At 70.5% G+C, this 23,462-nt stretch carries 26 protein-coding genes; 8 read left to right on the plus strand and 18 right to left on the minus strand.

The window, feature by feature from the left end:
* From J2X21_RS25260 to J2X21_RS25270, 3 genes are all read right to left on the minus strand, one after another.
* Positions 1-321 carry a hypothetical protein gene (locus tag J2X21_RS25260; RefSeq protein WP_310332907.1) on the minus strand — a complete coding sequence of 107 codons (321 nt, stop codon included), beginning with the start codon at positions 319-321 and terminating at the stop codon, positions 1-3.
* 129 nt (positions 322-450) lie between these two features.
* Complete coding sequence (locus J2X21_RS25265; RefSeq protein WP_310332908.1) at positions 451-906, minus strand: hypothetical protein; 456 nt, start codon at positions 904-906, stop codon at positions 451-453.
* Between the two features lie 79 nt (positions 907-985).
* On the minus strand, positions 986-2,068 hold the full coding sequence (locus J2X21_RS25270) for a dienelactone hydrolase family protein (RefSeq protein ID WP_310332909.1): 1,083 nt from the start codon (positions 2,066-2,068) through the stop codon (positions 986-988).
* A 68-nt stretch (positions 2,069-2,136) separates the two neighbouring features.
* Between J2X21_RS25270 and J2X21_RS25275 the strand changes: the two genes are divergently transcribed.
* The gene (locus J2X21_RS25275) at positions 2,137-2,904 is read left to right on the plus strand and encodes a substrate-binding periplasmic protein (RefSeq protein WP_310332910.1); all 768 of its coding nucleotides are present in this window, start codon (positions 2,137-2,139) and stop codon (positions 2,902-2,904) included.
* Positions 2,905-2,981: 77 nt separating this feature from the next.
* On the opposite strand, the gene J2X21_RS25280 is transcribed toward J2X21_RS25275, so the two are convergent.
* The 6 genes from J2X21_RS25280 to J2X21_RS25305 form a co-directional block, all read right to left on the minus strand.
* Complete coding sequence (locus J2X21_RS25280) at positions 2,982-4,277, minus strand: TRAP transporter large permease (protein WP_310332911.1); 1,296 nt, start codon at positions 4,275-4,277, stop codon at positions 2,982-2,984.
* Positions 4,278-4,370: 93 nt separating this feature from the next.
* Entirely contained in the window at positions 4,371-4,865 is a 495-nt protein-coding gene (locus J2X21_RS25285) for a TRAP transporter small permease (RefSeq protein ID WP_310332912.1), read from the minus strand.
* Positions 4,865-5,824: a TRAP transporter substrate-binding protein gene (locus J2X21_RS25290; RefSeq protein ID WP_310332913.1), complete on the minus strand. Its 960-nt coding sequence runs from the start codon at positions 5,822-5,824 to the stop codon at positions 4,865-4,867. The genes J2X21_RS25285 and J2X21_RS25290 overlap by 1 nt, the downstream gene beginning before the upstream one ends.
* Positions 5,825-5,849: 25 nt before the next feature.
* Positions 5,850-7,454, minus strand: coding sequence for a family 43 glycosylhydrolase (locus J2X21_RS25295; RefSeq protein ID WP_310332914.1), 1,605 nt, complete (start codon positions 7,452-7,454; stop codon positions 5,850-5,852).
* Positions 7,451-8,785 carry a pectate lyase family protein gene (locus J2X21_RS25300; protein ID WP_310332915.1) on the minus strand — a complete coding sequence of 445 codons (1,335 nt, stop codon included), beginning with the start codon at positions 8,783-8,785 and terminating at the stop codon, positions 7,451-7,453. The genes J2X21_RS25295 and J2X21_RS25300 overlap by 4 nt, the downstream gene beginning before the upstream one ends.
* A 4-nt stretch (positions 8,786-8,789) precedes the next feature.
* On the minus strand, positions 8,790-9,746 hold the full coding sequence (locus J2X21_RS25305) for a sugar kinase (protein WP_310332916.1): 957 nt from the start codon (positions 9,744-9,746) through the stop codon (positions 8,790-8,792).
* 206 nt (positions 9,747-9,952) lie between these two features.
* On the opposite strand from J2X21_RS25305, the gene J2X21_RS25310 reads away from it, so the two are divergent.
* Positions 9,953-10,525, plus strand: a complete 573-nt coding sequence (locus J2X21_RS25310; protein ID WP_310332917.1) for a GAF domain-containing protein — start codon at positions 9,953-9,955, stop codon at positions 10,523-10,525.
* Between the two features lie 18 nt (positions 10,526-10,543).
* Positions 10,544-10,834: a hypothetical protein gene (locus J2X21_RS25315; RefSeq protein WP_310332918.1), complete on the plus strand. Its 291-nt coding sequence runs from the start codon at positions 10,544-10,546 to the stop codon at positions 10,832-10,834.
* 7 nt (positions 10,835-10,841) lie between these two features.
* On the opposite strand, the gene J2X21_RS25320 is transcribed toward J2X21_RS25315, so the two are convergent.
* A complete protein-coding gene (locus J2X21_RS25320; RefSeq protein WP_310332919.1) occupies positions 10,842-11,573 on the minus strand; it encodes a substrate-binding periplasmic protein in 732 nt (243 codons plus the stop codon).
* Positions 11,574-11,752: 179 nt separating this feature from the next.
* Here J2X21_RS25320 and J2X21_RS25325 point away from each other — a divergent pair, with 179 nt between their 5' ends.
* The gene (locus J2X21_RS25325) at positions 11,753-12,853 is read left to right on the plus strand and encodes a hypothetical protein (protein WP_310332920.1); all 1,101 of its coding nucleotides are present in this window, start codon (positions 11,753-11,755) and stop codon (positions 12,851-12,853) included.
* 5 nt (positions 12,854-12,858) lie between these two features.
* Entirely contained in the window at positions 12,859-13,026 is a 168-nt protein-coding gene (locus J2X21_RS25330; RefSeq protein WP_310332921.1) for a hypothetical protein, read from the plus strand.
* Here the strand turns inward: J2X21_RS25330 and J2X21_RS25335 are convergent.
* The 8 genes from J2X21_RS25335 to J2X21_RS25370 all read right to left on the minus strand — a co-directional run bounded on the left by J2X21_RS25335 (position 13,010) and on the right by J2X21_RS25370 (position 19,936).
* Positions 13,010-13,807, minus strand: a complete 798-nt coding sequence (locus J2X21_RS25335) for a LytTR family transcriptional regulator DNA-binding domain-containing protein (RefSeq protein ID WP_310332922.1) — start codon at positions 13,805-13,807, stop codon at positions 13,010-13,012. The two genes, J2X21_RS25330 and J2X21_RS25335, sit on opposite strands and share 17 nt — an antisense overlap.
* A gap of 84 nt (positions 13,808-13,891) precedes the next feature.
* Entirely contained in the window at positions 13,892-14,455 is a 564-nt protein-coding gene (locus J2X21_RS25340; protein WP_310332923.1) for an ABC-type transport auxiliary lipoprotein family protein, read from the minus strand.
* Complete coding sequence (locus tag J2X21_RS25345; protein ID WP_310332924.1) at positions 14,452-15,417, minus strand: MlaD family protein; 966 nt, start codon at positions 15,415-15,417, stop codon at positions 14,452-14,454. The genes J2X21_RS25340 and J2X21_RS25345 overlap by 4 nt, the downstream gene beginning before the upstream one ends.
* A 5-nt stretch (positions 15,418-15,422) precedes the next feature.
* Positions 15,423-16,262 (minus strand): ABC transporter ATP-binding protein, encoded by an 840-nt coding sequence (locus J2X21_RS25350; protein ID WP_310332925.1) that lies wholly within the window; start codon positions 16,260-16,262, stop codon positions 15,423-15,425.
* Between the two features lie 150 nt (positions 16,263-16,412).
* The gene (locus J2X21_RS25355) at positions 16,413-17,573 is read right to left on the minus strand and encodes an MlaE family ABC transporter permease (RefSeq protein ID WP_310332926.1); all 1,161 of its coding nucleotides are present in this window, start codon (positions 17,571-17,573) and stop codon (positions 16,413-16,415) included.
* A gap of 25 nt (positions 17,574-17,598) precedes the next feature.
* Positions 17,599-18,975 carry a GAF domain-containing protein gene (locus tag J2X21_RS25360; RefSeq protein WP_310332927.1) on the minus strand — a complete coding sequence of 459 codons (1,377 nt, stop codon included), beginning with the start codon at positions 18,973-18,975 and terminating at the stop codon, positions 17,599-17,601.
* Positions 18,972-19,454, minus strand: coding sequence for a hypothetical protein (locus J2X21_RS25365; protein WP_310332928.1), 483 nt, complete (start codon positions 19,452-19,454; stop codon positions 18,972-18,974). Before J2X21_RS25365 ends, J2X21_RS25360 begins: the two co-directional genes overlap by 4 nt.
* The gene (locus J2X21_RS25370; RefSeq protein WP_310332929.1) at positions 19,454-19,936 is read right to left on the minus strand and encodes a hypothetical protein; all 483 of its coding nucleotides are present in this window, start codon (positions 19,934-19,936) and stop codon (positions 19,454-19,456) included. Before J2X21_RS25370 ends, J2X21_RS25365 begins: the two co-directional genes overlap by 1 nt.
* Before the next feature lie 238 nt (positions 19,937-20,174).
* Here J2X21_RS25370 and J2X21_RS25375 point away from each other — a divergent pair, with 238 nt between their 5' ends.
* The 3 genes from J2X21_RS25375 to J2X21_RS25385 are packed head-to-tail and all read left to right on the plus strand — an operon-like array spanning position 20,175 to position 23,433.
* Positions 20,175-21,701, plus strand: coding sequence for a hypothetical protein (locus tag J2X21_RS25375; RefSeq protein WP_310332930.1), 1,527 nt, complete (start codon positions 20,175-20,177; stop codon positions 21,699-21,701).
* A gap of 26 nt (positions 21,702-21,727) precedes the next feature.
* A complete protein-coding gene (locus J2X21_RS25380) occupies positions 21,728-22,651 on the plus strand; it encodes an NmrA/HSCARG family protein (protein WP_310332931.1) in 924 nt (307 codons plus the stop codon).
* Positions 22,652-22,692: 41 nt separating this feature from the next.
* Positions 22,693-23,433 carry a PEP-CTERM sorting domain-containing protein gene (locus J2X21_RS25385; RefSeq protein WP_310332932.1) on the plus strand — a complete coding sequence of 247 codons (741 nt, stop codon included), beginning with the start codon at positions 22,693-22,695 and terminating at the stop codon, positions 23,431-23,433.
* Positions 23,434-23,462 lie beyond the last annotated feature (29 nt).

Here is a 23,462-nt window from a genome sequence, read left to right on the forward strand (position 1 = left end):
TCAGGCTGCCGGTTTGGGCTTGGGGCGGTGGATCATCGTGCGCTGGAACCACGCCTCGTTCATGCGCGCCAGGAAGTTTGCGTTGATCGCGAAGCCGCAGCCGTCGCCCAGCACCGCTTCGCTGCCGCAGTGCGGGCACATCGCGGTCTGGTCGTTGATGGCCTTGGGATCGTCCAGGTTCTGCAGCGTCAACCCGGTCCAGCCGACGATGTCGTCGGGCTTGAACAAGGCCACGCAGTTGCAGCAGCCGCAGACCTTGCTGGCACCGATCTGCGCGAAGTTGTTGGTGGTGTAGCGGTAGGCGGCGAGCAGTTCGTTCATGGATGAGCCCTGGCGGATGCGTTGCCGCAGTGTGGCGCCGCGATTGCCCGAACACCATCGCGGCCTACCCCCGGGCTGCGTTTGCGAGAACGGTTCATCCTCAATCCTGTGCCGGCGGCAGGCACGCGCTCAGTCCTGCGTGGTGGAAACCACCACGCAGGGGGCGGCCGTGAAGGTCTGCCCGCGCTGAAATTCCCTGAGCTGGCAGGAGAACGTCGCTGCAGCGGGCTGCGCATGAATGAAACCGCCACTGAAGAGGAGCATGGATTTGTCAGCGGAGGCGGCACAGAGGTTGATCGTGCGTATGGACCTGAAGTAGGGGGCATAGATCAACCTGAATTCCGTTTGCCGGGCCAACTGGAACTTGCCCTGCTGATCTGTCGTTGTCGTCACCAGGGGCTGCGAGCAGGGAGCGGTCGTCGAACCCTGCGCGACCCACACCTGCCTGTCCGCGACTGGCGCACCGGCACCGGCGTCGGTCAGCGAGCCCGAGATGGCGGGCAGGGTCGTCGCGACATGCGGCATGGGTGCGCAAGCCCCGCAGCTCAGGGCGGCGAGCAGCGCGAAGACTCTGGTCGAAAGCATGGTGGGACTCTGCATGACGGTCAGCGACTATGCCCATGCCGAGGCGCTCCGCACGGGCGCCTGGCGTCTAGGTGCAGAGTCACTGTTTTGCGAGCCAGGCGGCGGCGACCTGCTGCTGCTCGGTGTCGAAGCGGTGGCCGCCGGGCGTCGTGCGTGTCGACAGGCCGGCACCGCCCTGCCACGCGCGGCCCAGCTGGCGCCAGGCGGCCTGCTGCGCGTCCCACGGAAACAGTTTGTCTTCCGGCGACCCCATCAACAGCAGCGGTCGCGGCGCGATCAGGGCGGCGACGTCGGGGTGGTCCAGTTCGGCCGCCAGCCCCGGGTGGGCCATGCTGAACGCCGACTGCCCCTGCAGCGTGTGTTCGCCAGCGCGCAGCAGGCCTTCTCGCGTGCACATCCAGTGCGCGGCGACGCAGGCGCTGACCTCGGGCGCCACGGCGGCCAACTGCCAGGCGCGGAAGGCGCCCATCGAGAAGCCCAGCACGGCCACGCGCTTCGCATCCACACCCGGCTGTTCACTCAGCCAGCGGTGGGCGCGCAGGTCGTCGCTGGCGATGAGGCCGGCCCAGCTGTGGCCCAGTTGCAGCAGGTGGTTCGCCAGCGCCTGCTGGTCATCGCGCGCGAAGCCCGGGCGGCCGCGCTCGCCCCAGCCCAGCGCGTCGATGGCCAGCACGGCGAATCCGGCATCCACCAGCGTGTCGCCGACGAAGGCGCCGCCGTAGTAGCGCTGCACCCAGGCGTCGGCAGACGGGTTGGCAGCGAGTGGTCGGACCATCTTCTCCTTGCCGATGTCGAAGCGCGCACCGTGGTCGTGCATGACGAGCACGGCCGGGTGAGGTCCCGGGCCCTTGGGGCGCAGGCAGAGCGCGGGCACGCGGTCGCCCAGCGCGCCGCGCAGCGTCAGCGACTGCGCCACGTGGCTGCCACGGTCCTGCTCGGCCAGCAAGTCGGTGGCGAAGCCGCCGCCATCGTCGCCCGGGCGCTGCATCAGCGATCTGGCGGTGGCCAGCGCGTCGGCGCGCCAGCGGGTATCGGCCCGCCAGGCCAGGCGTGGGCGCCAGCGGCGTTGCAGGGCCGCCAGCGTGGCGTCCAGCGGCTCGGCGCGGCCCGGCAGCGGCCACAGGGCCAGCGGGGCGAGAAGGTGGCGGCGCAGCAGGCTCATGGTTCGTCGGGACTGCCAGGCGGGCTGGGCTGTGAGAGAGTCGGGTGGCTTTCTTGCGAGAACCCTCTGTGAGCCTGCGCCGCCGCTCCGTCTGTCTGCTGCCCCTGGCCGCACCCGCGGCATGGGCCGTCAGCGAGGAGAGGGCACCGCTGCGCGTGGGCTGGAGCGACTATCCGCCGCTGCAGTTTCCCGCGTCCGGTGGACAGCCTCAGGGACTGGACGTCGAACTGCTGGACCTCCTGGCGCGCGCGGCGCGCGAGCGCCTGCAATGGCTGCGCCGGCCGTGGGCGCGGCAGATGTCGGATGTGGCGCAGGGCGAGCTGGACATCGTGACCTCGGCCACGCCATCGCCCGAGCGCATGGTGCTCGGCGAGTTCACGCAGGCCTATCGCATGGAGCGCGTCGCGCTGCTGGCGCTGGCCGGCGAGACCCCGGCCTTGCGCCGGCTGGCCGAGCTCAAGGGCCGACCGGTGCGGATCGGCGTCATCCGGGGCGTGGTCTTTCCCGCAGCGGTGCGCCGCGAGCTGGAAGACCCGGAGCTGGCGCGACTGCTCGTGATCCTGCACGCCAACGACCTGACGCTGTCCGCGCTGCGCGCGGGCCGGGTGGACTACGTCATCGACGATCCCGGCACGCTGGCCCTGCGCGCCGCGCGCGAGCCCGGCGCGGCGCTGAAGGTGGTGCTGGAGCTGGCGGTCAGCCCCGTGCACCTGCTGGTGGGCCGGCCCACGCTGGCGCAGCGGCCCGACCTGATGCAACGGCTGAACCACGGCTTGCAGGCCGCGCGCCGCACGCCCGAGTGGGCGCAGGTGCTGGCCCGTTACCCGGGTTATTAGGGCCTGTTCCCGCCTCGGCAATGGGTCCCTTAGGGTTGTGGCCAGAACGCGGGCCATTGCCGAGGCGGGAGCAGGCTCTACCCACCCACCCATGCGGGCAGCGCCAACGACAGCGCCGGGATGTAGGTGGCCGCCAGCAGCGTGACCAGCAGCGCGCCGTAGAACGGTGCAATGGAGCGCATCACCTGGCCCACGCTGACGCCACCGATCGCGCAGCCGACGAACTGTGTGCTGCCCACCGGCGGCGTGTTCAGGCCCAGCGCGCAGTTCAGCAGCATGACGACACCGAACTGCGTCGGGTCCATGCCGGCTTTCATGCATATGGGCAGGAAGATGGGCGTGCAGATCAGGATGGTGGCCGCCATGTCCAGGAAGGTTCCCAGCAGGAACAGCAGCACGTTGACCCACAGGAAGATGAGCCAGGCCTGGTTGCCGCTCATCTGCTCCAGCCATTCGCCGGTCTTCTGCGGCACCTCGTACAGCGCCAGGAAGTAGCCGAACGCGGCCGAGATGCCGATCAGCAGCAGCACGACGCCGGTGGTCTTGCAGGCCTTGGCGCAGGCGGCCAGGAAGCCCTTCCAGCTCAGCGTCCGGTAGACCAGCCCGGTGACGATCAGCGCCCAGCACACCGCCGTGGCGGCCGACTCGGTGGCGGTGAACACGCCGCTCAGGATGCCGCCCAGGATGATGACGATGACCAGCAGCCCCGGCATTGCGGCGAGCAGGGCAGAGAACACCAGGCCCCAGCCGGGGAAGGCGCCGTTGGTGGGATAGCCGCGCTTGACCGCCACGCCGTAGGCGGCGATGAGGTTGGCCACCGTCAGCAGCAGTGCCGGCAGCAGCGCCGCGAGGATGAGGTTGAACACGCTCACCGCCGCGATGCCGGCCGTGGCCAGCACGTAGATGATGAGGTTGTGCGACGTGGGCATCAACGCGCCCACCAGCGCCGAGTGCGTGGTCACGTTGACCGCGTAGTCGGCGTCGTAGCCCTCGCGCTTCATCAGCGGAATCATCACCGAGCCCATCGCCGACACGTCGGCCAGCGGCGAGCCCGCCACGCCGCCGAACAGCGTGCAGCCCACCACGTTGCTCATGCCCAGGCCGCCGCGCACGTGGCCCACCAGCCGGTTCGCGAACACGACGATGCGCTCCGCGATACCGCCGTGCAGCATCAGCTCACCCGCGAAGATGAAGAACGGGATGGCCAGGAAGGAAAAGATCTGCATGCCGCCCACCATCTTCTGGAAGACGATGGCCATCGGCAGATCGGCGGCCAGCACGGTGGCGACGGAGGCCAGGCCGATGGAGAACGCCACCGGCACGCCCAGCAGCAGCAGCAGCACGAAGCTGCCGCACATGATCCAGAGTTCCATGCCTTCCATGTCAGTACCGCCCGGCCGTCCGAAGGTACTGACGCGCCCCCTCGGGGGGCGGCGAGCGAAGCGAGCGTGGGGGTTGATTCATTCTTAGACTCCTGCTTCTTCGACGGTTTCGTTGCGCCACAGCGCGATCAGGTGCTCGATGCAGAACAGCACGATGAGCACGCCGGCGATGACCAGCGGCAGGTAGTCCAGCCCCTCGGGCACGCCCAGCAGCGGCTTGGGCTCGGCCCACTTCAGCGTCAGCCATTCCCAGCCGGCCATGCCCATCAGCACCGCGAAGGTGATGACGCACAGATGGATCAGCGCCTCGGCGACACGCTGCGCGCCGCGCGGCAGCAGCGCCACCAGCGACTCCATGCCCAGGTGACCCGCATCGCGCACGCCGACGGCCACGGCCAGCGACGTGATGTAGAGCACCAGCAGCAGCGCCACCGGCTCGGTCCACGTGGGCGAGTCGTTCATCACATAGCGCCCCACCACCTGCCATTGCACGCAGGCGACCAGCAGCACCAGTCCCAGCACGGCCGCACGCAGCGACCAGCGCGACAGCGCCGCGCAGAGCTTTGTATATCCCGTCATCACTTGATGTCTTGAATCGCCTTGACCAGCTTCTGCAGGTCGGGCGTGTTGACGAACTTGGCGATGACCGGCTGCACGGCCTGGCGCAGCGGCTCGCGGTCGGCGTCGACGATCTGCGCACCGCCCGCCTTCACGACCGCGAGGGCCTTGGCTTCCTGCGCGTCCCACTTCTCGCGCTGCACGACGACGGAGGCCTTGGCGGCCGCGCGCAGCTGCGCCTGCTGCTCGGGCTTGAGCTTGTCCCAGACCTTCTTGCTGATGAACAGCGCGTCGGGCGTCATGGAATGCTCGGTGCGGCTGTAGAACTTGGCCGCCTCGAAGTGGCGGAAGCCCTCGTAGCTGGGGATGTTGTTCTCGGCCGCGTCGATGAGATTGGTCTTCAGGCCGGTGTAGACCTCACCGATGGGCATGGGCGACGGGTTTGCGCCCATGGCCTGCATGGCGGCCACCCACAGGTCGGTCTGCTGCACGCGGATCTTCAGTCCCTTCATGTCGGCCAGCGTCTTGATGGGCTTGCGCGCATAGACGGAGCGGGCACCCGAGTCGTACAGCGCCAGACCCACCATGCCCTGGTGCTCGCAGGCCTTCAGGATCTCTTCGCCCGGCGCACCGTCGTAGGCCTTGCGCATGTGGGCCGTGTCGCGGAACAGGAAGGGCAGGGCCGGCACCAGCGTCTTGGGGCACATGGCCGACAGCGGGCCCAGGTTCACGCGGGTCATCGCCAGCGCGCCGAGCTTGACCTGGTCGATGGTCTCCTTCTCGCTGCCCAGCGCACCCTTGTTGAAGACCTTGACGGTCAGCGCACCGCCGCTGCTCTTGGCCAGCACCTGGCCCAGGTGCTTGACGGCGGCGACGGTGGGGTAGTCGTCGCTGTTGTGCACATCGGCGGACTTCAGTTCCAGCGCCTGCAGCGAGGTGCTGGCGAGCAGGGCGGCGATCAGCGTCAGTCGGGTCTTCATGTTTGTCTCCTTCAACTACTTCAAATCAGTCGAGCGCGCGATAGCGCAGGTTGGCGAACCGCGCTTCGCCGCTGCCGGCGGCGTAGATGGCCGGGCGCAGGCTCGCGAAGCCACCGCCCACGTTGTGGTGGTAGCCGCTGACGTCCATCTGCACGGTGAACTTGGTCCACGGCTGGGTCGCGTCCCGGCGGCTGTAGAGGGTCAGCACATGGCGCACGCATTTCAGCTTGAGCTGCAAGCGGCGGGCGATGCCGGCGGGGCGTGGCGCACCGCGCAAGTCCTGCCCGTAGCGCAGCAACCGGAAGCCCTTCGCGTTGGCGCCCATGCCGGCGTAGAGCTTGGGGCTGTAGAACATCATCAGCCCGATCTGCACGCCTTCATCGAAGTCCACGTCGAGCTCGACCTCGAAGGCCGGGTCGCCCTGGATGAAGCCCAGCGGCGGGCTGTCGCCCGGGTCCTTGCCCACGGCGCGCAGGTGCAGCTTGCCGTCAGCGACGCGGGCACGGGCCAGCTGGCCGGCGCCGCCGCTGAGGAACTGCCAATGGGTTTTCAGCGCGCTGCCGGCAAAGTCGTCGGACAGCGGCAGGCCGTGCGGCAGCGCGCGGCCGCCCTGCGGCTTCGGGAGCGGAACGCCGTCGTCCACGTCGACGTGGAACCAGCCGTCGGCGCTGAAGCGCGCCGGCGCCAGCAGCATCTGCCGGCCCAGCGTGTGGAAGCTGTTCTCGTAGCCGTGATACAGCATCCACCAGTCGCCCTTGGGGCCTTGCACCAGGCTGCCGTGGCCGCGCGACCACCAGCGCTCGCGTGGCGAGCGGGTGCGCATCAACGGGTTGTGCGGCGCCTGCTCCCAGGGGCCGTCCAGGCTTCGCGAGCGCGCGGCGATGACCATGTGCCCGGTCGGCGGCCCGGCCGTGCCGCCGACGGCCAGCAGCATGTGCCACCAGCCACCGTGAAACAGCATCTTGGGGCCCTCGGGCGAGAAGCTCTCGACGTCCCAGTCGTCGGGGTAGCGCCAGGGGTCGTAGACATGCTCGACGGCGCCCACGGTCTTGAGCCCGTCGGCGCTGAGCCGGATGCGATCGCCGCCCGACAGGAACAACCAGCGCTGGCCGTCCTCGCCCACGACGTGCGTGGGGTCGATGTGGCGCGACAGACCCAGCGGCTGCGGCTTGGACCAGGGCCCTTCGATGCGGTCGGCCCAGGTCACGAGGATGTCGTTGGGCTGGGCCTTGATCGGCAGGTAGAGGTAGTAGCGGCCCATGTGCTTGCACAGGTCGGGCGCCCACACGCTGCCCACCGGTTCCAGCAGCGCGTTGGCCACGGGCCGCCAGTTGACGAGGTCGCGCGAGTGCCAGATCAGCAGTCCCGGCAGCGCCTCGAAGCTGGAGTGCGTCAGGTAGTAGTCGTCGCCGTCCTTCAGCACCGACGGGTCGGGTCGGTCGCCGGCCAGCACGGGGTTCATGAATCGGCCATCGCCCATGTCGGCCTTGCGCTGGCCCTCAAGGCCTTTGGTCCACGGCTTGCAGGGCGGCAGATAGGGCTGGCCCGGCGCATCGCTGCAGTCGGGCGCGGCCAGCGCGGCGCCCGGCGCGGCCAGCAGCGCCAGCAGTTCTCGGCGTTGCAACGTCATCTGGCGACCTGCGTGAACAAGGACGGCCATCCGGCCTTGGGGCTCATGTCGTCCAGGTTCCAGTCCGCCTCGACGAAGGCGCGCTGCGAGGGCTTGCGTTTGGGCAGGCCGTCGGGGTGGCTGTCGGTCTCGTCGTTGACGAACTGGCCGCGGTCCTCGGCGATGTCGGACAGCTGCTTGAAGTCCAGCGGGTCGCGCGCCCACGGCCGCGAGCCCACGACCAGCGGCAGCACCTTCTCCAATTCGCGCGGCGGCAGCCAGTTCAGGCCGGCCGGCAGATAGGGCTGGCGCACCGGCACGATCTGCGCGGAACTCGTGTAGCGGCCGGTCAGCGGCAACGGCTGGCCGTGGCGGTCCTGGGCGAGGTTGTCCTGCTCGAACAGCTCCACGTCTCCCACGCCGCCCAGCGTGAACAGCGGCAGGCGCTCGGCCGTGCCCGGGCCGGCGCGGTAGACGTTGCCGGCCAGCGTGATCTTGCCGACCTGGTAGGGCCGGCCCACCCACTCATGCGCGATGAGGTTGTAGTGGACTGCCTTACCACCTGGGTTGTAGATCAGGTTGTTGACCATCGCGCCCCAGGCACCGCCCTTGAACAGCGCGTTGCGCTCCCGGTTGGACGCGTAGACATTGCCCAGCAGCAGGATGCGGTTGGCGTTGTCGTGGATCAGCGTGCCCTTGCTGTGCTCGCCCTTCAGGTGCACCGACTCGGCCAGGCCCTCGTAGATGAGGTTGTGGCTGTAGGTGATCTCGTGCGACGTGGTCTCGCGCCAGTCGTCCGGCGTGGCGCCCTTGAAGCGCGGGCCGCCCACCGACAGGTTCTCGTCGGTGGCCCACGAGAAGCTGCAGTGATCCACGATGAGGCGGCGCGCGCCTTCGCCCGTGGAGATGCCGTCGTGGTCGCGGCCGCTGCGCTTAGGCCGCCCGTAGGCGCCGGGGCGGATGCTGACGTGCTGCAGGATGACGTCGGCCGCGGCGAGGTTCAGCTCGCCGCGCACCAGGGTGATGCCGGGATCCGGTGCGGTCTGGCCGGCGATGGTCACGCGGCCTTCGCGCAGCGTGTAGCTGGCGCCGCCCATGTCGATGACGCCGCCCACCTCGAACACGACGATGCGCGGGCCGGGGGTGTCCAGCGCGGCCTTCAGGCTGCCGGGGCCGTCGGCCGCCAGCGTCGTCACGCGGATGATCTTGCCGCCCTTGCCGCCGGCGGTCTGTGCCCAGCCGGCATGCACATAGGTGGCCGGGTGCAGCGGGGCCGTGCTGCTGCCCTGGGCATGGCCGGTACCGGAAGCGACGAGAAGTACGACGGGGGCCAGTGTCCAGAGCTTGCGCATGGGGTCAGCCGCCGATGAGGTCTTGCATGGCCTCGCGCGGGATCAGCGCGCCGGGATGCTGGATGACGCGCGCCGCCAGCCGGTTTCCGATGGCCGCGGCCTCGGCCGGCGCGACGCCACGCAGGCGCTGGCTCATGTACCCGGCCGCGAAGCTGTCACCGGCGGCGGTGGTGTCCACCACGCGCGGCACGGTCTCGGTCGGCACCTCCTGCCACGCGCCATCGCCACCCACCAGCGTGGACAGCGCGCCGCGCTTGATGGCGAGTTCGGCCACCGGCAGCGCCTGGGCCGCGCTGACGGCGGCCTCCAGCGTGGGCAGGCCATGCAGGGCCTGGTGGTCATCGGCGGTGATCAGCGCGACGCTCGCGGCAGCGAACGCGCGGCCATACCAGTAGCGGGCATCGGCCACCGAATCCCACAGCCGCGGGCGGTAGTTGTTGTCGAAGGCCACCACCTTGCCGGCGGCGCGCATGCGGTTCATCAGCGCCAGCACGCGTTCGCGGCCGGCCTGCGGCAGGATGGCCAGGCTGATGCCGGAGAGATACAGCGCGTCCAGCGCGTCCGCCTGTTCCTCCAGCGCCGTCGCCGCGGTGTCGAAGTACGAGCGCGCCGCCGCCTGGCCGCGCCAGTAATGGAAGCGTCGCTCGCCGTTGGCGTCCAGCTCGATCAGGTACAACCCCGGCACGCGGCCGGGCAGGCGCTGCACCAGGCCGGTCTGCACGCCCTCGGCCGTCCAGCGCTCCAGCATGCCCGTGCTGAGGCTGTCATCGCCCAGCGCCGTCGCGTAGTGCACGCGCAGCCGCGGGCCGCCGCAGCGCGCCAGGTAGACGGCGGTGTTCAGTGTGTCACCGCCAAACGTCTGGCGCAGGTTGCCGAAGGCCTGGCCTTGCAGTTCCAGCATGCATTCGCCCAGGGCGGCAATGGAGACCGGCCGGCCCGTGGCCGAGGGAGAGGAGTTCACGTTTGCGGAAAATGAAACAGCGGTTCAAGAAAGATATCGTACCTGTTCATTTCGTGCACGTGGGTTTACCCAGGCCAGCGCCATTGAGTCATGCCGCTGCGTGTTTCGTCCGCCCTGCCACGGGGGCCGCCGACTGAAACCAAGGGTTACTCGACCACGGTCGTCGTCCGCGCGGATGATGGGTCTCATCGCCCGGAGAATCTTGTATGTCCCTGCTGGACCCGTTGGATCCTCAAGCCCTGGAAGTCACCATTTCTGAGCTGCTCGTCGCCACGTCGGACAACTACGACCCCGCGCTGGACCGCCGCATCACCGACGTGCTGCTGATGCTGCGCCGGCAGCTGCGCATGGACGTGGTGTTCGTCTCTGAGTTCGTTGACGGCGAGCGGGTTTTCCGCTTCGTGGGTGGCGGCGATGCGCTGGGCCTGCATGTGGGGGATTCGGCGCCACTGGAGCAAAGCTATTGTCAGGCTGTCGTGCAGGGCCGCTTACCGGAACTGGTCACAGATGCAGCGCCCTTTGTCGTGGACGGCTCCGTGCCCGAGGTGGGTATCACCGTTGGTGCGCATCTGAGCACGCCGGTGGTCTTGTCAGACGGCCGCGTGTACGGCACCGTCTGCTGCTTCAGCGCGTCGCCTCGACCTGAACTGCAGCAGAGCGCGCTGGCCTGCCTGCGCCAGTGCGCGCGGCTGGTGGCGCGCAAGGTCGACATCGAACAACGCCCCGAGTTCGCGCCGACACAGGCCGACTGGTCGGCGACCCAGCCTATGTCGCTGTAGCACCGAGGAGGAAATGCCATGAACGACGGTTTCGGACATGAGGTGCCGGCCCGGCACGCGCAGCGGACGCACCGACAGGTCTCGCGTTACTGCATCGTCATCGCGTCGACCGACGGCACGCTGGCGCGGCTTTTCCTGGCCGACCGCACGCAGGTGGCCGAGTTCGACGCCGGCACCGAGGAGGTCGCCGAGCTGATCAAGACGGCGTCAGCCAGCACTGGCGCACAAGGTGCGGAGTGGGACCGCGCACTGGCCGGCCACACGGCTGCGGAGCGCGCGGCGGCGACGGTCTACACGCTGGACGTTTAGGCCCTGTTCACTCGCGCTGCGCGGTCTCGTAGGCGGCCGCCAGCTGCGCCAGCTCGCCGCTGTCCCTCATGCGGCGCACGGCGTCCGCGATGCGGGGTGCCAGGTCGCGGCGGCGTTCATGCAGGTAGTGGTGCAGCTCGAACGCGGCCAGTTCGGGTGATGCATCCACCTCCGGCGTGCCCAGGCTCAGCAGCGATGCGCGGGCCGCCTGCGTCGTGCACAGCGCCAGGTCCAGCCGCCCGGCCAGCAGCATGCGGAACAGCTGCAGCGCATCCTGGGTCTGGGTGACGGCCGGGTGATGCTCGGTCAAGTCGTGCACATAGGCCATGCCGCGTATGGAGCCCAGCGTGTAGTGCTTCAGGTCGTCGCGCGAGCGCACGCTGGCACTGCGTGAAGGCAGCGAATAGGCGCGCACGCCCACACGGTAGAACGGCGGGTCGATGCGGATGAGCTGCGGGTAGTTCTGGCCATAGCTCGCGATGCGCACCAGCTCGCCGTCGGCCTGGCCGCTGAGCGCCGTCAGGCCGGCGCGCGGTGCGGGCTGCGCCTCGATCTGCAACGCCAGCCCGGCGCGCCGGTAGATGTCGGTGAGCAGCCGGGCGGCGACCACGCTGGCGCCCGTCTTGTTGACGGCCGTGATGGTGAGCACGTCGCGGGCGTGCACGCTCGCGGCACTCCACCCCAGCAGCGCGCCCGTGAAGGCGCGGCGGCCGACGCCGCCGTGAACGGGCAGAACCATGACCGACTCCCTGGTGTCGCCTGTGGCGCTCTGGCACGAAGTTAGTGCATTTGCCCGGGCGAGCGCAAGCCGCAATCTGTCAGCCGTCTGTGTCCGATGCCACTTACCGAAGTCTTAATGAACGCTTAGCCGAGAACTAGCAGCGCGGTGGGCGGCGGGCGCCGACAGTGGAGTCCATGATGAATGCCACCACTTCTTCCCGCCGCGGCGCGCTGAAGCCTGCCGTGCTGGCCGGGCTGTTGCTGCTCGCCGCCGGCACCGCCAGCGCGCACTGCTGGGCCGCCGATGCCGCGGAACCCATCAGCAACGACGGCCTGCCGGTCAACCACGCTTCGTTCAAACCCCTGCACGCCGCGATGGACGTGTTCGAAGCCCAGGCCAAGCCCAACCCCGGCCTGCTGGCCCTGCCCGACGTGAGGCTGCGCATCACCCGCGCGGTGCTGGACTCCGACGAGCCCACGCGGCGCCCGCGCGAGGCCGTCATCCATGCGCAGGGCTTCGGTCCCAAGACCTGGACCGGCAAGGACTGTGGCATCAGCGAGCAGGCCGCCCACCGCATCGGCCCGCGCGCCGGCTTCAGCGTCTTCTTCAACTCACCCTTCTCGACGATGAACCGCTGGGCGCACGACGAGCAGCTCAGCGCCTACCTGGAAGGCGAGCGCGGCGAACCCATGCAGGGCTGGCCGGTCTACCGCCACTGCGCCGTCATCGGCCCTGAGCGCCGCATCCCCTGGATGCCGGTGCCGGTGGGGGAGATGCTGGCCTACTTCGAGCGTGAGCAGCAGCGCAGACTAGCCGACTGGGACCGCAGCAACGCTCAGGCGCTCAAGCCCTTCGATCTGGCCGGCATGGAACGCCAGGCCGAGAAGGTGCGCGCGCAGAACGCGCAGGCCGCGGACTTGCTGCTGAAGGTGGCCCGCGACCGCAAGGCCAACGAAGCCCGCAACCACGCGCTGCTCGCCCACAGCCGCCAGATGCTGGTGGACGAGCTGGAAGACCTGCGCCGCACCCGCGCCGCGATGAGCGCCGAGCAGCTCGCCGAGCCCTACCGCCTGGGCACCGGGCGCCACCGCCTGCCTACGCCGGCCGAGGTCACCCGCCCGCTCAAACGCCTCGTGAAGCTCGACCCGACCTTCCCCTGGGATGCCCGCAACCGCACGCGAATCCAGCTGCTGACCGTCTGCGCCAGCACCCATCCCAACAACCCCGCCTACGCCCAGCCGATGCGCGCGGCCGTCGCCGCGCTGGACCTCGCAAGCCTGGCCGCGCTGCTGAATTGAACGCCATGCAATACCTCGCACCGCCCCGTTCGACGCCGGCCTTCCCGGCCCTGCCGCCGCGCCCGCCGGGCTGGCTGGCCGACCGCCCGCCGCCCGGCCCCGGCTTTCGCTCGCTGGATCCGTCGGGTGGGCTGGGGGTGCCGCAGGGCGCGGCCTTCAGCCTGGGTGGTTAGGCTCCGAGGAGGACCCCGTGGAATCGGCGGCCTCGCTGTCCAGCCGCCACGGCGCGCTCCAGCGGCTGGGCGTGAACGGCCGGTCGGTCGGCGCGACCGGCGTGGCGCGCTGGCGCAGCGCTTCCTCCAGCGCCGGCCAGTACTGCGGCCCGCAGGTCAGCCGGGTGCCGTTGTCCAGCAGCAGCGTGGCGCGCTTGTTGTCGTGCGGCAGCGCCTCCAGCACATAGGCCGGCGCCACGGCCACGCGGGTCTGGCAGCGCAGCAGCCGGCCCGGCGGCAGGTCGTCCAGCAGTTCCGCGAAGCGGCGCTGCAGCATGTGCTGCTCGCGAAAGCCATGAAGCAGCACGCTGGCGCGGCGCGGGTCGGGCAGCTCCATCCAGCGCACGTCGGCAAGATCCAGGCGCGTGATCAGCCCATGCTCCAACACCAGCAGCTGGCTCACCTCCACACCCATGCGGCGCCGCGGCAGCGCCAGCAGCGTGGCGTTGACGCGCTGCGCATCGCCGGCGGCCACGCAGCGGCGCACCACGTCGTGGGCCAGCCAGACCAGCCGTGGCGCCGGGTCGTGCAGCGAGGTGGCCAACTCGGCCGCGTTGACGGGGCGCAGGCCCGGGTCCAGCAGCAAAACGTCGGGCTGCAGCGCCAGCGTCATCGTCAACGCCTCGGTGGCGGTCTGGGCCTGATCGAGGATCTGCAGCGCGGCGGCTTCGACCAGTCTTTGCGCCATCGCGCAGGCCGGGCTGTCGGGGCGGGCAACAAGCAGGGCGCGGGTGGCTTCCATGGCCGCCATCTTGGGCGTGCCGAGGGGTTCTGCCTTTGGTCATGCAATCCCCCCGGCTGGCCTTCGTGCGGCGTGGCCGCAGCGTTAACAGCCGCCGGAGGTCAGCCAACTGGTCAGCTGCGGCAGCCAGTCGTCCACAGCCAGTGCCAGCCCGCGCGCAGCACCCTCGGCGTCGGGGGCGGCGGGGCGCTCCAGCACCCAGGCCTGCTGCCGCGCGCCACCGCCGGCGGACCACAGCGTGGCATGCAGGCGCAGCTGCGCGCGGCTGTCGCCGGCGCTGGCGAACTGCTGTTCGAACTGGTCCAGGTGCACGGCCAGCAGCGCCGGTGCGCGCCCAGGGCAGCCGGGCGAGGCGGCCAGCTGTTGGCGCAGCCGCTGGGTCAGCAGCGCGGCGGGCGGCGCGGCCCAGGCGCTGTCGCGGTAATGCTCCAGACGCTGGGCCTGCTGGAAGTTCAGCCGGTAGGCGATGCCCTCGGTGGCCAGCCACGGCGCGGCGGTCACGTCGGCGATGCGCCAGGCCAGCGAGCCGCCACTGGCCTGCGTGGCCGGCGCGGGGCCGAGGTCATAGATGGCCTTGGGCGGCACGGTGGGCGCCAGCGAACAGGCGCTCAGCGCCAGCGTCGTGAACAGCGCGAGCAGGTGTCTCATTTGCTGCCGCCCTTCAGCCGTTGCTCGAAGCCGGCCTCGCCGGGGCCGGGCGGCTGGGCGCCGCGGCCGAACAGCAGGCTCTGCGGCTGGTCGCCCAACTCGTGGGCCGCGCGCTCCACGCTGCGGCTGGCGGCGGACAGGTCGGCCACCAGCGGGCGCGTGCGCGGTGCGGTGTCGCCCACCAGCGCCAGCTCCAGGCTGCGCGTGGTGGCCTGCAGCTGCGTCGCCGCGCCGCCCAGCTGGTCCAGCACGGCGACGCGCGCCTTCAGCTCCTGCGTCAGCGCGCGGCCGTCGGCGGCCAGCGCCTCGATCTCGCGCAGCGCGGTGCCGGCACGCTGCGCGGTGGCGTCGGCATCCTTCAGCAGCGCGGGCAGCTCGCGCGCGCCGGGCTGCAGCGCGGCCATCAACCGGCTGGTGTCGGCCGCGGCCTGCTCCAGGCGCACGAGCGACTGGTTCAGCTGCGCGCGGTTGTCGTCGCTGAGCAGCGCATTGAGCCGCTGGGCCGTCTCGGCAAAGCCGGCCAGCAGCAGCGGCCCGCTCTCGGCCAGCCGGTCCAGCAGCGTGGGCTTCATCGCGATGCGCGCGCCGGGCGCGGCGCGCTTCAGCGGGGCGGTGGCGTCGGCCTCCTCCAGGCTGACGAAGGACAGGCCCGTGACGCCTTGCAGGCCCAGCTGCGCATGCGTGCCGGCCGACACCGGCGCGGCCGCGTCCACTGCGATGCCCACGAGGATCTGGCGCGGGTCCTGCGGGTCGAAGCCAATGCTGTCGACGAACCCAACCTCGACACCACGCAACTTGACCGGCGCCTTCAGGTTCAACCCCGGCACGCCGCCGCGCGACACGACGGTGTAGTGCACGCGCTCCGTGCGGTCGCCCTGAAACCAGGCGACGCTGGCCGCCAGGGCCAGGCCCAGCAGCAGCAGGAACAGGCCGGCAGCAATGGCGTGGGCTTTGTTTTCCATGATGTTCAGACGTTGGCTTCGTCGCGGAGGACGGCGGGCACGCCGCCTTCATCGCTGGTGTCGTCGAGGCTCAGGCGGAAGCGCTTCACGTCCTCTTCGGCGCAGCGCTCCACATGGCCCAGGAAGAAGTTGCGCACGAACGGGTGCGGCAGCCGGGCGACCTCGGACAGCGGCGCGCTGGCGATGATGTGCTGGTCGGCCAGCACGGCCACGCGGTCCACGACGGCGAACAAGGTGTCCACGTCGTGCGTGACCATCACCACCGTCAGCCCCAGCTCCTGGCGCAGCTTGCGCAGCAGCTTGACGAACTGCTTGGCGCTGTCGGGGTCCAGGCCGGCGGTGGGTTCATCGAGGAACAGCAACTGCGGGTCGAGGATCAACGCGCGCGCCAGCGACACGCGCTTGACCATGCCGCCCGACAGCTCGGACGGCTGCTTGGCGGCGTCCTCGGGCTTCAGGCCCACCTGCGCCAGCTTCAGCATGACCAGCGGCTTGAGCAGCGCCGGCGGCACGCTCTTGAGTTCGCGCAGTGGCAGCGCGATGTTGTCGAACACGCTGAGCGCGGAAAAAAGCGCGCCATGCTGGAACAGCGCGCCCCAGCGGTAGCGCACGCATTCCAGGTCGCGCGCGGCGCAGCGGCCCAGCGGGTGACCAAAGATCTTCACCGTGCCTTCGCGCGGCACGTCCAGCCCCAGCATCAGTCGCAGCAGCGTCGTCTTGCCCGAGCCCGAGCCGCCAATCAGCGCGATGACTTCGCCGCGGTGCACGGTCAGGTTCAGCCCGCGATGGATGACGTGGCCGCCCAGCACCGTGGTGACGTTGTCGACTTCGATGATCGGGTCCATATCAGTGGTCCAGCGTACATCGCGTTGCGGGCCGAGCGCCGGGCCGCTCCCAAGCCGGCCCGTCATGGCGATGTGCTTGCGGCTCAATGCCGCAAGCATCGCCGTCCCCTCGGGGGACCGACCAAGGTACTCCTTGGGCGAGGGGCTTGTTCATAGGCCTACATCCGAGAACAGCACCGCAAAGATGGCATCGACCACGATGACCAGCGTGATCGCCGTGACCACCGACTGCGTGACGGCCTGACCCAGGCTCTCGGTGTTGGGCTTGACGCGCAACCCGAAGTGGGAGGCCAGCAGCGCGATGAGGCCGCCGAACAGCATGGACTTGACCCAACCCAGCCACAGGTTCACCGGCTCCACGACGTTGGGCAGCGTGTGAAGGAACTGCACCGGGTCCAGCTTGAGCTGCGCATTTGCGGCGGCCATGCCGCCCAGCAGCATCAGCGCGCTGGTCCACAGCGCCACCAGCGGCAGCGACACGGCCAGCGCGACGACCTTGGGCGCCACCAGCCGCACGGTGTGCGAGATGCCCATCACCGACAGCGCATCCAGCTCCTGCGTGACGCGCATGACGCCGATCTGCGCCGTCATCGCCGAGCCCGAACGCCCCGCCACGATGATGGCCGCCAGCAGCGGCCCCAGCTCGCGCAGCACGGCCAGCCCCAGGATGTTGATGACGAAGATGTCGGCGCCGTAGGTCTTGAGCTGGCGCGAGATCAGGTAGGACAGCGTCAGCCCGACGAGAAAGCCCACCAGCGCCGTGATGGGCAGCGCCTGCGCGCCGGTGCGGAACACATTGGCCGAGATCTCGCGCCACGCGATCAGCGACGGGTGGCGCAGCACGTGCACGAAGTCAAGCAGCAGCCGGCCCACCAGCGCGGTCAGGTCCACGGCATGGCTGGCGAAGCCCAGCAGCCGCGCGCGCAGCAGCGCAAGACCCGGCCCCAGGCGCGGGCGGCGGCGGGGCAGGGCGGCGTGCTGCAGGAACTGCGCGAACAGCGTCACGTGCTCGGGCAGCCACAGCAGCCGTGCGGGCGGCTTCTGGCCCCAGCCCTGCCACAGCGTCAGCGCACCGGCGGTGTCCAGCCGGCCCAGCTCGCGCAGGTCCCACAGCGCGTCGCCGCGGGCAGCCACCGCCTCGGCGATGCGCAGGCGGAATTCCTCGTAGCGGCCGCGCAGCGCCAGCAGCGTCCAGTCGCCGCTGACGCGCCATTCGGCAGCGGAGCCGGCCTGCAGTTGAGGCTCGACATCGACCGGGCCGTCCTCGGGCCAGGCGGGGTTCTCGGCGGGCAGCGTGCCGGCTTCGTGCATGGCGCAACGATAGCGCCGTTGTGCCCTACTCGCCGGCCATGATTTCCAGCGGCCCGCTGGCAATGAGGCGGTACAGGCCGCGGCCGGTGCGCTCGATGCGCACGCCAAAGTCGCGTTCGGCCAGCCGGCGCTCCAGCAGCAGCAGGCGCACGCCCAGGTTGTCCTGCACCTCGGGCAGCCCCAGGTCGCCGCCGGCCAGGCGCAGCTCGCGGGTGCTGAAGCTGTCGCGGCCGCTGGCGATCTGGTCGCGCACCAGCTTGGCCAGGATGGCGCCGGCCACGCCCTTGATGAGGTACTGGTCGTTGATGAAGACGCTGTGGTCGCGCGGGTAGTGGCGCAGCCGCAGCGGCGCGCTGTCGGCCGGCGTGTGGGCGGCGGGCGCCGGCGCGGCGGGCGGCTCGTCGGCCAGTTCGGCGGTACGCAGCGCGGCCAGGCCTTGCGCGAGCTGCGCGCCCACGGCGGTCAGCGCGTCTTCGTCGTCGTAGCTGAAGAACTGGTCATGCTCGCTTTCCACCAACAGCGCGCCCACCGTGCGGCCACGGGCGCGCAGCGGCACGGCCAGCTGGCTGCGCGGCGAGGCCAAGCCTGGCAACGGGATGGTGTCGGCCATCGCGGCCTGCAGGCCCAACTGCTCCGCCTTGGCGCGCCAGGACATGCCGTAGCTGTACATCTGGCTCATGTGGCCAATGCGTATGGGCACGTTCTCGCGCAGCGCCACGCCGGCCAGGCCGGCCTCGGCCAGCGGCAGTTCGGCGCCGCTGCCGGCCTGCTCGTATCCGATGCTGGCGAGCGTAAAGAGCCCTTGGCGCTGCTCGTCCAGCAGCCAGACGATGGCGTGGTTGATGCGCAGGTCGCGCTGCAGGCCTTCCGTGAAGGCGCGCAGCAGGCTGCTCAGGTCGGGTGCCTCGCCGAGCTGCTCGCTCAGGCGGCGCACGCCGGTGGCGAGATCGCAGCGCGGCGCCAGCGCGGGCAGCGGGTGCACGGGATCCAGCTTGCGCAGCGATTCGACGCGGTACACGTCGGCCCCGCGCAGGTGAAAGACCTTTTCCATGCCCGTCTGCGCCGCGATGCCGGCGAGCTTGGCGCGCAGGCGCTCGAACACGGGGCCCTCGGTGTCGGTGCGCAGGTAGCGCAGCTGCAGCAGCACGGAGACGCCGGTGATGGGGTCTTCCACGCACAGCGCCACGCGGCCCGTGGCCAGCACGTTGGCGCGGGCGCGGTTGAGGAACTGGTAGGTCAGCGCCACGTGGTCGTCGTCGATGTACTCGGCGTGCGACAGGTAGTTCACGTGGGGCATGCCGTCGGCTGCCACGGAACACATGGCCGGCGGGATCACGCCTTCCAGCAGGCGGCGCACATCGCGCAGCTTGAGGGCGCGGCGGTCGGGGGCGGTGGCGTTCATGTGATCAGGTCGATGGTTTGGCCGGCACCGGGGCCGGGGGTCTGGTCCCAGGCGGCCAGCGGCGTGAAGCGCACGCAGCTGAGCTGGGCGATGGTCAGGTCGCCCAGCACGGCCATGACCTGGCGCCGATCCGCGCCGAAGGCCTCGATCTGCCGCAGCCAGGCCTCGAAGCCTTGCGCAAACGGTTCGGCCTGTTCGGGCGTCGCGGGCAGCACCTCGGCGTCGACGCCTTTCACGTGCAGCACCTGGCAGGTGCTGGGCAGTCCCGCCGAGACCGCGATGCGACGGGTCGCGCGGATCGCCGCCAGCAGGTCGGCGCCTTGCAGCGTGCGCACCAGCACCTCCAGCCGGCCATCGGGCAGCGCCCAGGCCGCATGGCCGAAATGCAGCTCCGGCTGCCCCTCTGGCGTGCTGGAGCCCACACGCAGCGACACGCCTTTGCCCAGGTGCGCGATCCAGATCTCGGGCAGGCGGGCCATCAGGGCACCAGCTCCAGCGGCACGCCGGCGCCAGGTCCGGGCGTCTGGTCCCAGGCGCCACAGGGCGTGAAGCGCAGGCCGGCCAGTGCAGACAGCTCGACGCCGTACCAGATGGACATCGCGAAGTCGCGGCTGAAGCCGAAGGGCTCGATCTCGGCGATGAAGTTGTCGCGGCAGCGCAGGAACAGCGGTTCGTGGTCGGCGCGCACGGTGATGAGTTCGGCATCCACGCCCTTGACATGCAGCGAACGGTTTGTGGTGGGCCGCGCGGCCACGTAGGCGATGCGGCCGCTTTCGCGCACGGCGTCCAGCAGTCGGTCGCTGCTGCTCGCGGCCAGCAGTACCTCGATGCGGCCGTCCGGCAGCGCCTGCGCCGCCAGCCCACGGCAGATCTCGGGCTGGCCATCGGCATGCACACCGCCCAGGCGGTGGGAGACGCCGCTCTCGAGATGGGCGGCCCATTCGGGCGGGAGGTGGGGCACGGGCGGGCGGCGTTGCGGGGAGGCGGGAATGATAAGAGCGCGACCCCTGCGCATTCGCTCGCCGTGCGGTTAGCAAAGACTTAACGAGCGCTTAGCCAACAACTAGCAGCGGGTTTTCCACGAGGCGGCCACAGTGGAGCCCATGCCGGAAGCCTCCGGCGACACCACCAAGACAACGACCGACACGGCCCGAAAGCGCCGGCGCGGGCGGAGCCTTGCCCCTTGCCTGGAGAAGCGCTTGAAGTCCCATCCCTTGTTGTTCGTCACCGTGGCCGCGCTGCTGCAAGCCTGCGGCGGTGGCGGCAGTGACGCCACCACGTCCCCGGCGCCGTTGCCCGGCCCGGTTTCCACGCCGGCGCCCGCGCCTGCTCCTGTCCCGGCCCCCGCACCGCCGCCCGTTCGACAAGCCGCCGTGATGCCCGTCGGCGCCGTGCTGGGCGACGTGGTCGCCAGCGCGCGCATCGGCGCCGACGGTGGCCGCCTGGTGGCGCCCGACTACAGCCTCAGCGTCATCGTGCCGGCCGGCGCGTTCAACAGCGAGCAGACGGTGACGCTGCAGCCCATCGAGAACACCGCGCCCGGCGCGCGGGGCAAGGCCTGGCGCATCCGCCCCGAGGGGCAACAGGCCAAGCGACCCATCACGCTGGAATGGCTGCCCACCGCCACCGAGCGCGACGGCGCGCGGCATCTGCGCATCGCCACGCAGGGCGCGGATGGCATCTGGCGCAGCGCCAAGGCCGGCAGCGACAGCGACGGCGTGGTGCGCACGACCACCACGCATTTCAGCGACTGGTCGCTGGTGGCCGGCGTGCAGCTGCGCCCCGGCAAGGCCGACGTGGGCCTGGAGCAGACGCTGGATCTCAGCGTGCTGATCTGCGGTCGCGACACCGATGCCCAGCATCCCGGCGAGGAGGTGCTGTTCAGCTGCGACACGGACGGCATCATCCCGCTGTCCACCAGCGCCTGGGCCGTGAATGGCGTGCCGGCCGGCAACGCCAGCGTCGGCACGCTGAGTGGGATGGACATGCCCAGCGTGTCCAAGCGCAGCTACCGCGCACCGGCCGCGCTGCCGGCGCAGAACCCGGTGGCCGTGTCGGTACGTTATGACGACCCCTTCGATGACGTGACCGGCCCGGTGCTGCTGGCGTCGCATGTGACGGTCGTGGATCCGCAGGCCGGCTGCGAATGGATTCGCACGGTCAACTCGCTGGCCCTGGAGTTGGAGCAGGACTACCACTGGTCCGGCAGCGACAGCGCCGGCAGCGCGAGCTATGCGCACCAGGCCCGCGTGACGGGCGTGCTGCAGCGCGACCCGCAGACGCCCATAGGCGCCGTGTGGTTCTCGGGCAATGCCGATGCCGGCCGCGTCAGTGCCGAGCAGTCCTACAGCAGCGCCATCGTGCTGGACCGCATCGAGGTCACGGGGCAGGGGGCGCCATTGGTCGAGCCGTCGCTGCAGACGATGCGGGTGTTCGTGGACCTGCAGACCTGCAAGCTGATGTTCAGCGGCTACGTGCCCGTCGCGGCCCGGCATGTGCGCACGACCAAGGACGGCACCGGCGTGATGGACGCGCGCGTCAGCGGTGTGAGCTTCCTCATCAAGGACTACGCGCTGGCCGGCCGGCGCCAGCTGGGCCAGGAGCGGCAGCTGCCGGCGCTGCTGCGCGATCGCAGCGCGCCTGAGTGGGTCGACCCCGACAGCCACAAGGAGTTCCCCGGCGTGTCCGGCACCGCGCGGCTGCGCTGGTCGCTGACGCCGCAATGAACGCCCTGGTCGCTGCAGGAGCACCGATGAACACCGCACTTCCGCTCATCACGGTCTTCGGCGCCACCGGCCGCCAGGGGGGCGGCGTGGCCCGCGCGTTGCTGGCCCAGCGAGGCTGGCGCGTGCGTGCCGTCACCCGCCGGCCCGAGTCGGCCGCGGCCCAAGCGTTGCTGGCCAATGGCGCTGAACTGTTCCACGCCGATCTCGACGATCCCGCCAGCCTGGCCCCGGCGCTGCGCGGCGCGGCAGGCGCCTTCTGCGTGACGAATTTCTGGGAGCACGGCGACGCCGCGCGTGAACTGCGTCAGGCCCGCCACTTGGCCGATGCGGCCGCAGCGGCCGGGGTCGTGCGGCTGGTTTGGTCCACGCTGGAGGACACGCGAGCCGCCGGATTCAGCGTGCCGCACATGGATGCCAAGGCGCAGGCCAATGCCTTCTTTCTGGAGCACGAGCTGCCGGTGAGCCTGCTGCTGACCTCGTTCTACTGGGACAACCTCATCGACGGGGGCATGGGCCCGCACCGCGCCGCAGACGGCGTGCTGGAGCTGGCGCTGCCGCTGGGCAACGCGCGGCTGCCGGGCATTGCCGCCGCTGACATCGGCGTCTGCGCGGCCGCGCTGCTGGCGCTGAAGCCGGCGCAGCGCCGCGTGGGCGTGGCCGGCGAACACCTGGGTGGCGAGCAGATGGCCGTTGCGTTGGCCGAGGCACTCGGCGAGCCGGTGCGCTGGCGCGACGTGCCGTTGAACGATTACGCCCGCCAACCCTTCGCCGGTGCCGCCGAACTGGCAGCGATGTTCGCCTTCAAGCAGCGCGCCAACGCGGCGTACTGCGCGGCCCGCCCCGTCGAAGCCAGCCGGGCCCTGCATCCGGGCCTGCTGGACTTTCGCGCCTGGCTGAAAGGCCAGATCCCGCGGCTGCGTGCCGCGCTCCAACCCGTTCGTGCCGCCTGAAACGCGGCGCCCATTTCCGTCACCTGCTCAAGGCTCAAACCATGAATCGACTCCAAAGCCTCCTCATCGCCCTCGGCCTGTGCGCCTCCGCCGCTGCCCACGCCGTGCCCATCGCCGGACAGGGCAACTGGCAGACGCAACTGCACGCCCGCGACCTGCAAGGCCACGCCGTGGCGCTGGACAGTGCCGCCGCCGTCTTCTTCTATGACAGCCTGCTGGACGTGACCTGGCTGCGCCAGGCCGGCCCGGCGCAGACTTGGAGCCAGGCCCAGGCCTGGGCGGACGGTCTCACCGTCGGCGGCTACAGCGATTGGCGCCTGCCCAAAGTGGTGGACACCGGCCTGCCGGGCTGCGCCCGTGTGACCTACACCGGTGGCGACTGTGGCTACAACGTGCCGCTGGAAGCGGGCGGCCAGTACAGCGAACTGGCCTACCTGTTCCACGCCACGCTGGGCAACCAATCGGCCTACTCGACGACCGGAACCTTCCGCGGCTTTGCCGGGCAGGGCACGACCTGGGGCCTGGCCAACACGGGCGGCTTCGATGGCCTGCGCACTGACCTCATCAATTGGAGCGCCAGCCCGGTGGTCGGCAGCGCGAACTACGCGTGGTCCTACCACCTGGGCCTGGGCAACCAGATGCTCAGCGAGAGGGGCGTGCAAGGCCAGGCGCTGGCGCTGCGCAACGGCGACGTGCTGAGCCCGGTGCCGGAGCCCAGCGCGCTGCTGATGATGAGCGTGGGTGTGGTGGGGCTGGTGCTGCGGCGTCGGATTCAGCGCTGAGGCGACAGCACCCGCCGTACTGCGGCACC

The organism is Roseateles asaccharophilus (genome assembly GCF_031458115.1).
In the GTDB taxonomy this organism is placed as follows: Bacteria; Pseudomonadota; Gammaproteobacteria; order Burkholderiales; family Burkholderiaceae_C; genus Pelomonas; species Pelomonas asaccharophilus_A.

Excerpts from the sequence above, each read along its gene's own strand:
- J2X21_RS25310 (WP_310332917.1), top strand. The coding sequence starts at position 9,953 with ATGTCCCTGCTGGACCCGTTGGATCCTCAAGCCCTGGAAGTCACCATT.
- J2X21_RS25270 (WP_310332909.1), bottom strand. The coding sequence starts at position 2,068 with ATGAGCCTGCTGCGCCGCCACCTTCTCGCCCCGCTGGCCCTGTGGCCG.
- J2X21_RS25295 (WP_310332914.1), bottom strand. The coding sequence starts at position 7,454 with ATGACGTTGCAACGCCGAGAACTGCTGGCGCTGCTGGCCGCGCCGGGC.
- J2X21_RS25290 (WP_310332913.1), bottom strand. The coding sequence starts at position 5,824 with ATGAAGACCCGACTGACGCTGATCGCCGCCCTGCTCGCCAGCACCTCG.
- J2X21_RS25355 (WP_310332926.1), bottom strand. The coding sequence starts at position 17,573 with ATGCACGAAGCCGGCACGCTGCCCGCCGAGAACCCCGCCTGGCCCGAG.
- J2X21_RS25365 (WP_310332928.1), bottom strand. The coding sequence starts at position 19,454 with ATGGCCCGCCTGCCCGAGATCTGGATCGCGCACCTGGGCAAAGGCGTG.
- J2X21_RS25280 (WP_310332911.1), bottom strand. The coding sequence starts at position 4,277 with ATGGAACTCTGGATCATGTGCGGCAGCTTCGTGCTGCTGCTGCTGCTG.
- J2X21_RS25380 (WP_310332931.1), top strand. The coding sequence starts at position 21,728 with ATGAACACCGCACTTCCGCTCATCACGGTCTTCGGCGCCACCGGCCGC.
- J2X21_RS25385 (WP_310332932.1), top strand. The coding sequence starts at position 22,693 with ATGAATCGACTCCAAAGCCTCCTCATCGCCCTCGGCCTGTGCGCCTCC.
- J2X21_RS25265 (WP_310332908.1), bottom strand. The coding sequence starts at position 906 with ATGCTTTCGACCAGAGTCTTCGCGCTGCTCGCCGCCCTGAGCTGCGGG.
- J2X21_RS25315 (WP_310332918.1), top strand. The coding sequence starts at position 10,544 with ATGAACGACGGTTTCGGACATGAGGTGCCGGCCCGGCACGCGCAGCGG.
- J2X21_RS25260 (WP_310332907.1), bottom strand. The coding sequence starts at position 321 with ATGAACGAACTGCTCGCCGCCTACCGCTACACCACCAACAACTTCGCG.
- J2X21_RS25325 (WP_310332920.1), top strand. The coding sequence starts at position 11,753 with ATGAATGCCACCACTTCTTCCCGCCGCGGCGCGCTGAAGCCTGCCGTG.
- J2X21_RS25300 (WP_310332915.1), bottom strand. The coding sequence starts at position 8,785 with ATGCGCAAGCTCTGGACACTGGCCCCCGTCGTACTTCTCGTCGCTTCC.
- J2X21_RS25345 (WP_310332924.1), bottom strand. The coding sequence starts at position 15,417 with ATGGAAAACAAAGCCCACGCCATTGCTGCCGGCCTGTTCCTGCTGCTG.
- J2X21_RS25335 (WP_310332922.1), bottom strand. The coding sequence starts at position 13,807 with ATGGAAGCCACCCGCGCCCTGCTTGTTGCCCGCCCCGACAGCCCGGCC.
- J2X21_RS25320 (WP_310332919.1), bottom strand. The coding sequence starts at position 11,573 with ATGGTTCTGCCCGTTCACGGCGGCGTCGGCCGCCGCGCCTTCACGGGC.
- J2X21_RS25350 (WP_310332925.1), bottom strand. The coding sequence starts at position 16,262 with ATGGACCCGATCATCGAAGTCGACAACGTCACCACGGTGCTGGGCGGC.
- J2X21_RS25360 (WP_310332927.1), bottom strand. The coding sequence starts at position 18,975 with ATGAACGCCACCGCCCCCGACCGCCGCGCCCTCAAGCTGCGCGATGTG.
- J2X21_RS25330 (WP_310332921.1), top strand. The coding sequence starts at position 12,859 with ATGCAATACCTCGCACCGCCCCGTTCGACGCCGGCCTTCCCGGCCCTG.
- J2X21_RS25285 (WP_310332912.1), bottom strand. The coding sequence starts at position 4,865 with ATGACGGGATATACAAAGCTCTGCGCGGCGCTGTCGCGCTGGTCGCTG.
- J2X21_RS25340 (WP_310332923.1), bottom strand. The coding sequence starts at position 14,455 with ATGAGACACCTGCTCGCGCTGTTCACGACGCTGGCGCTGAGCGCCTGT.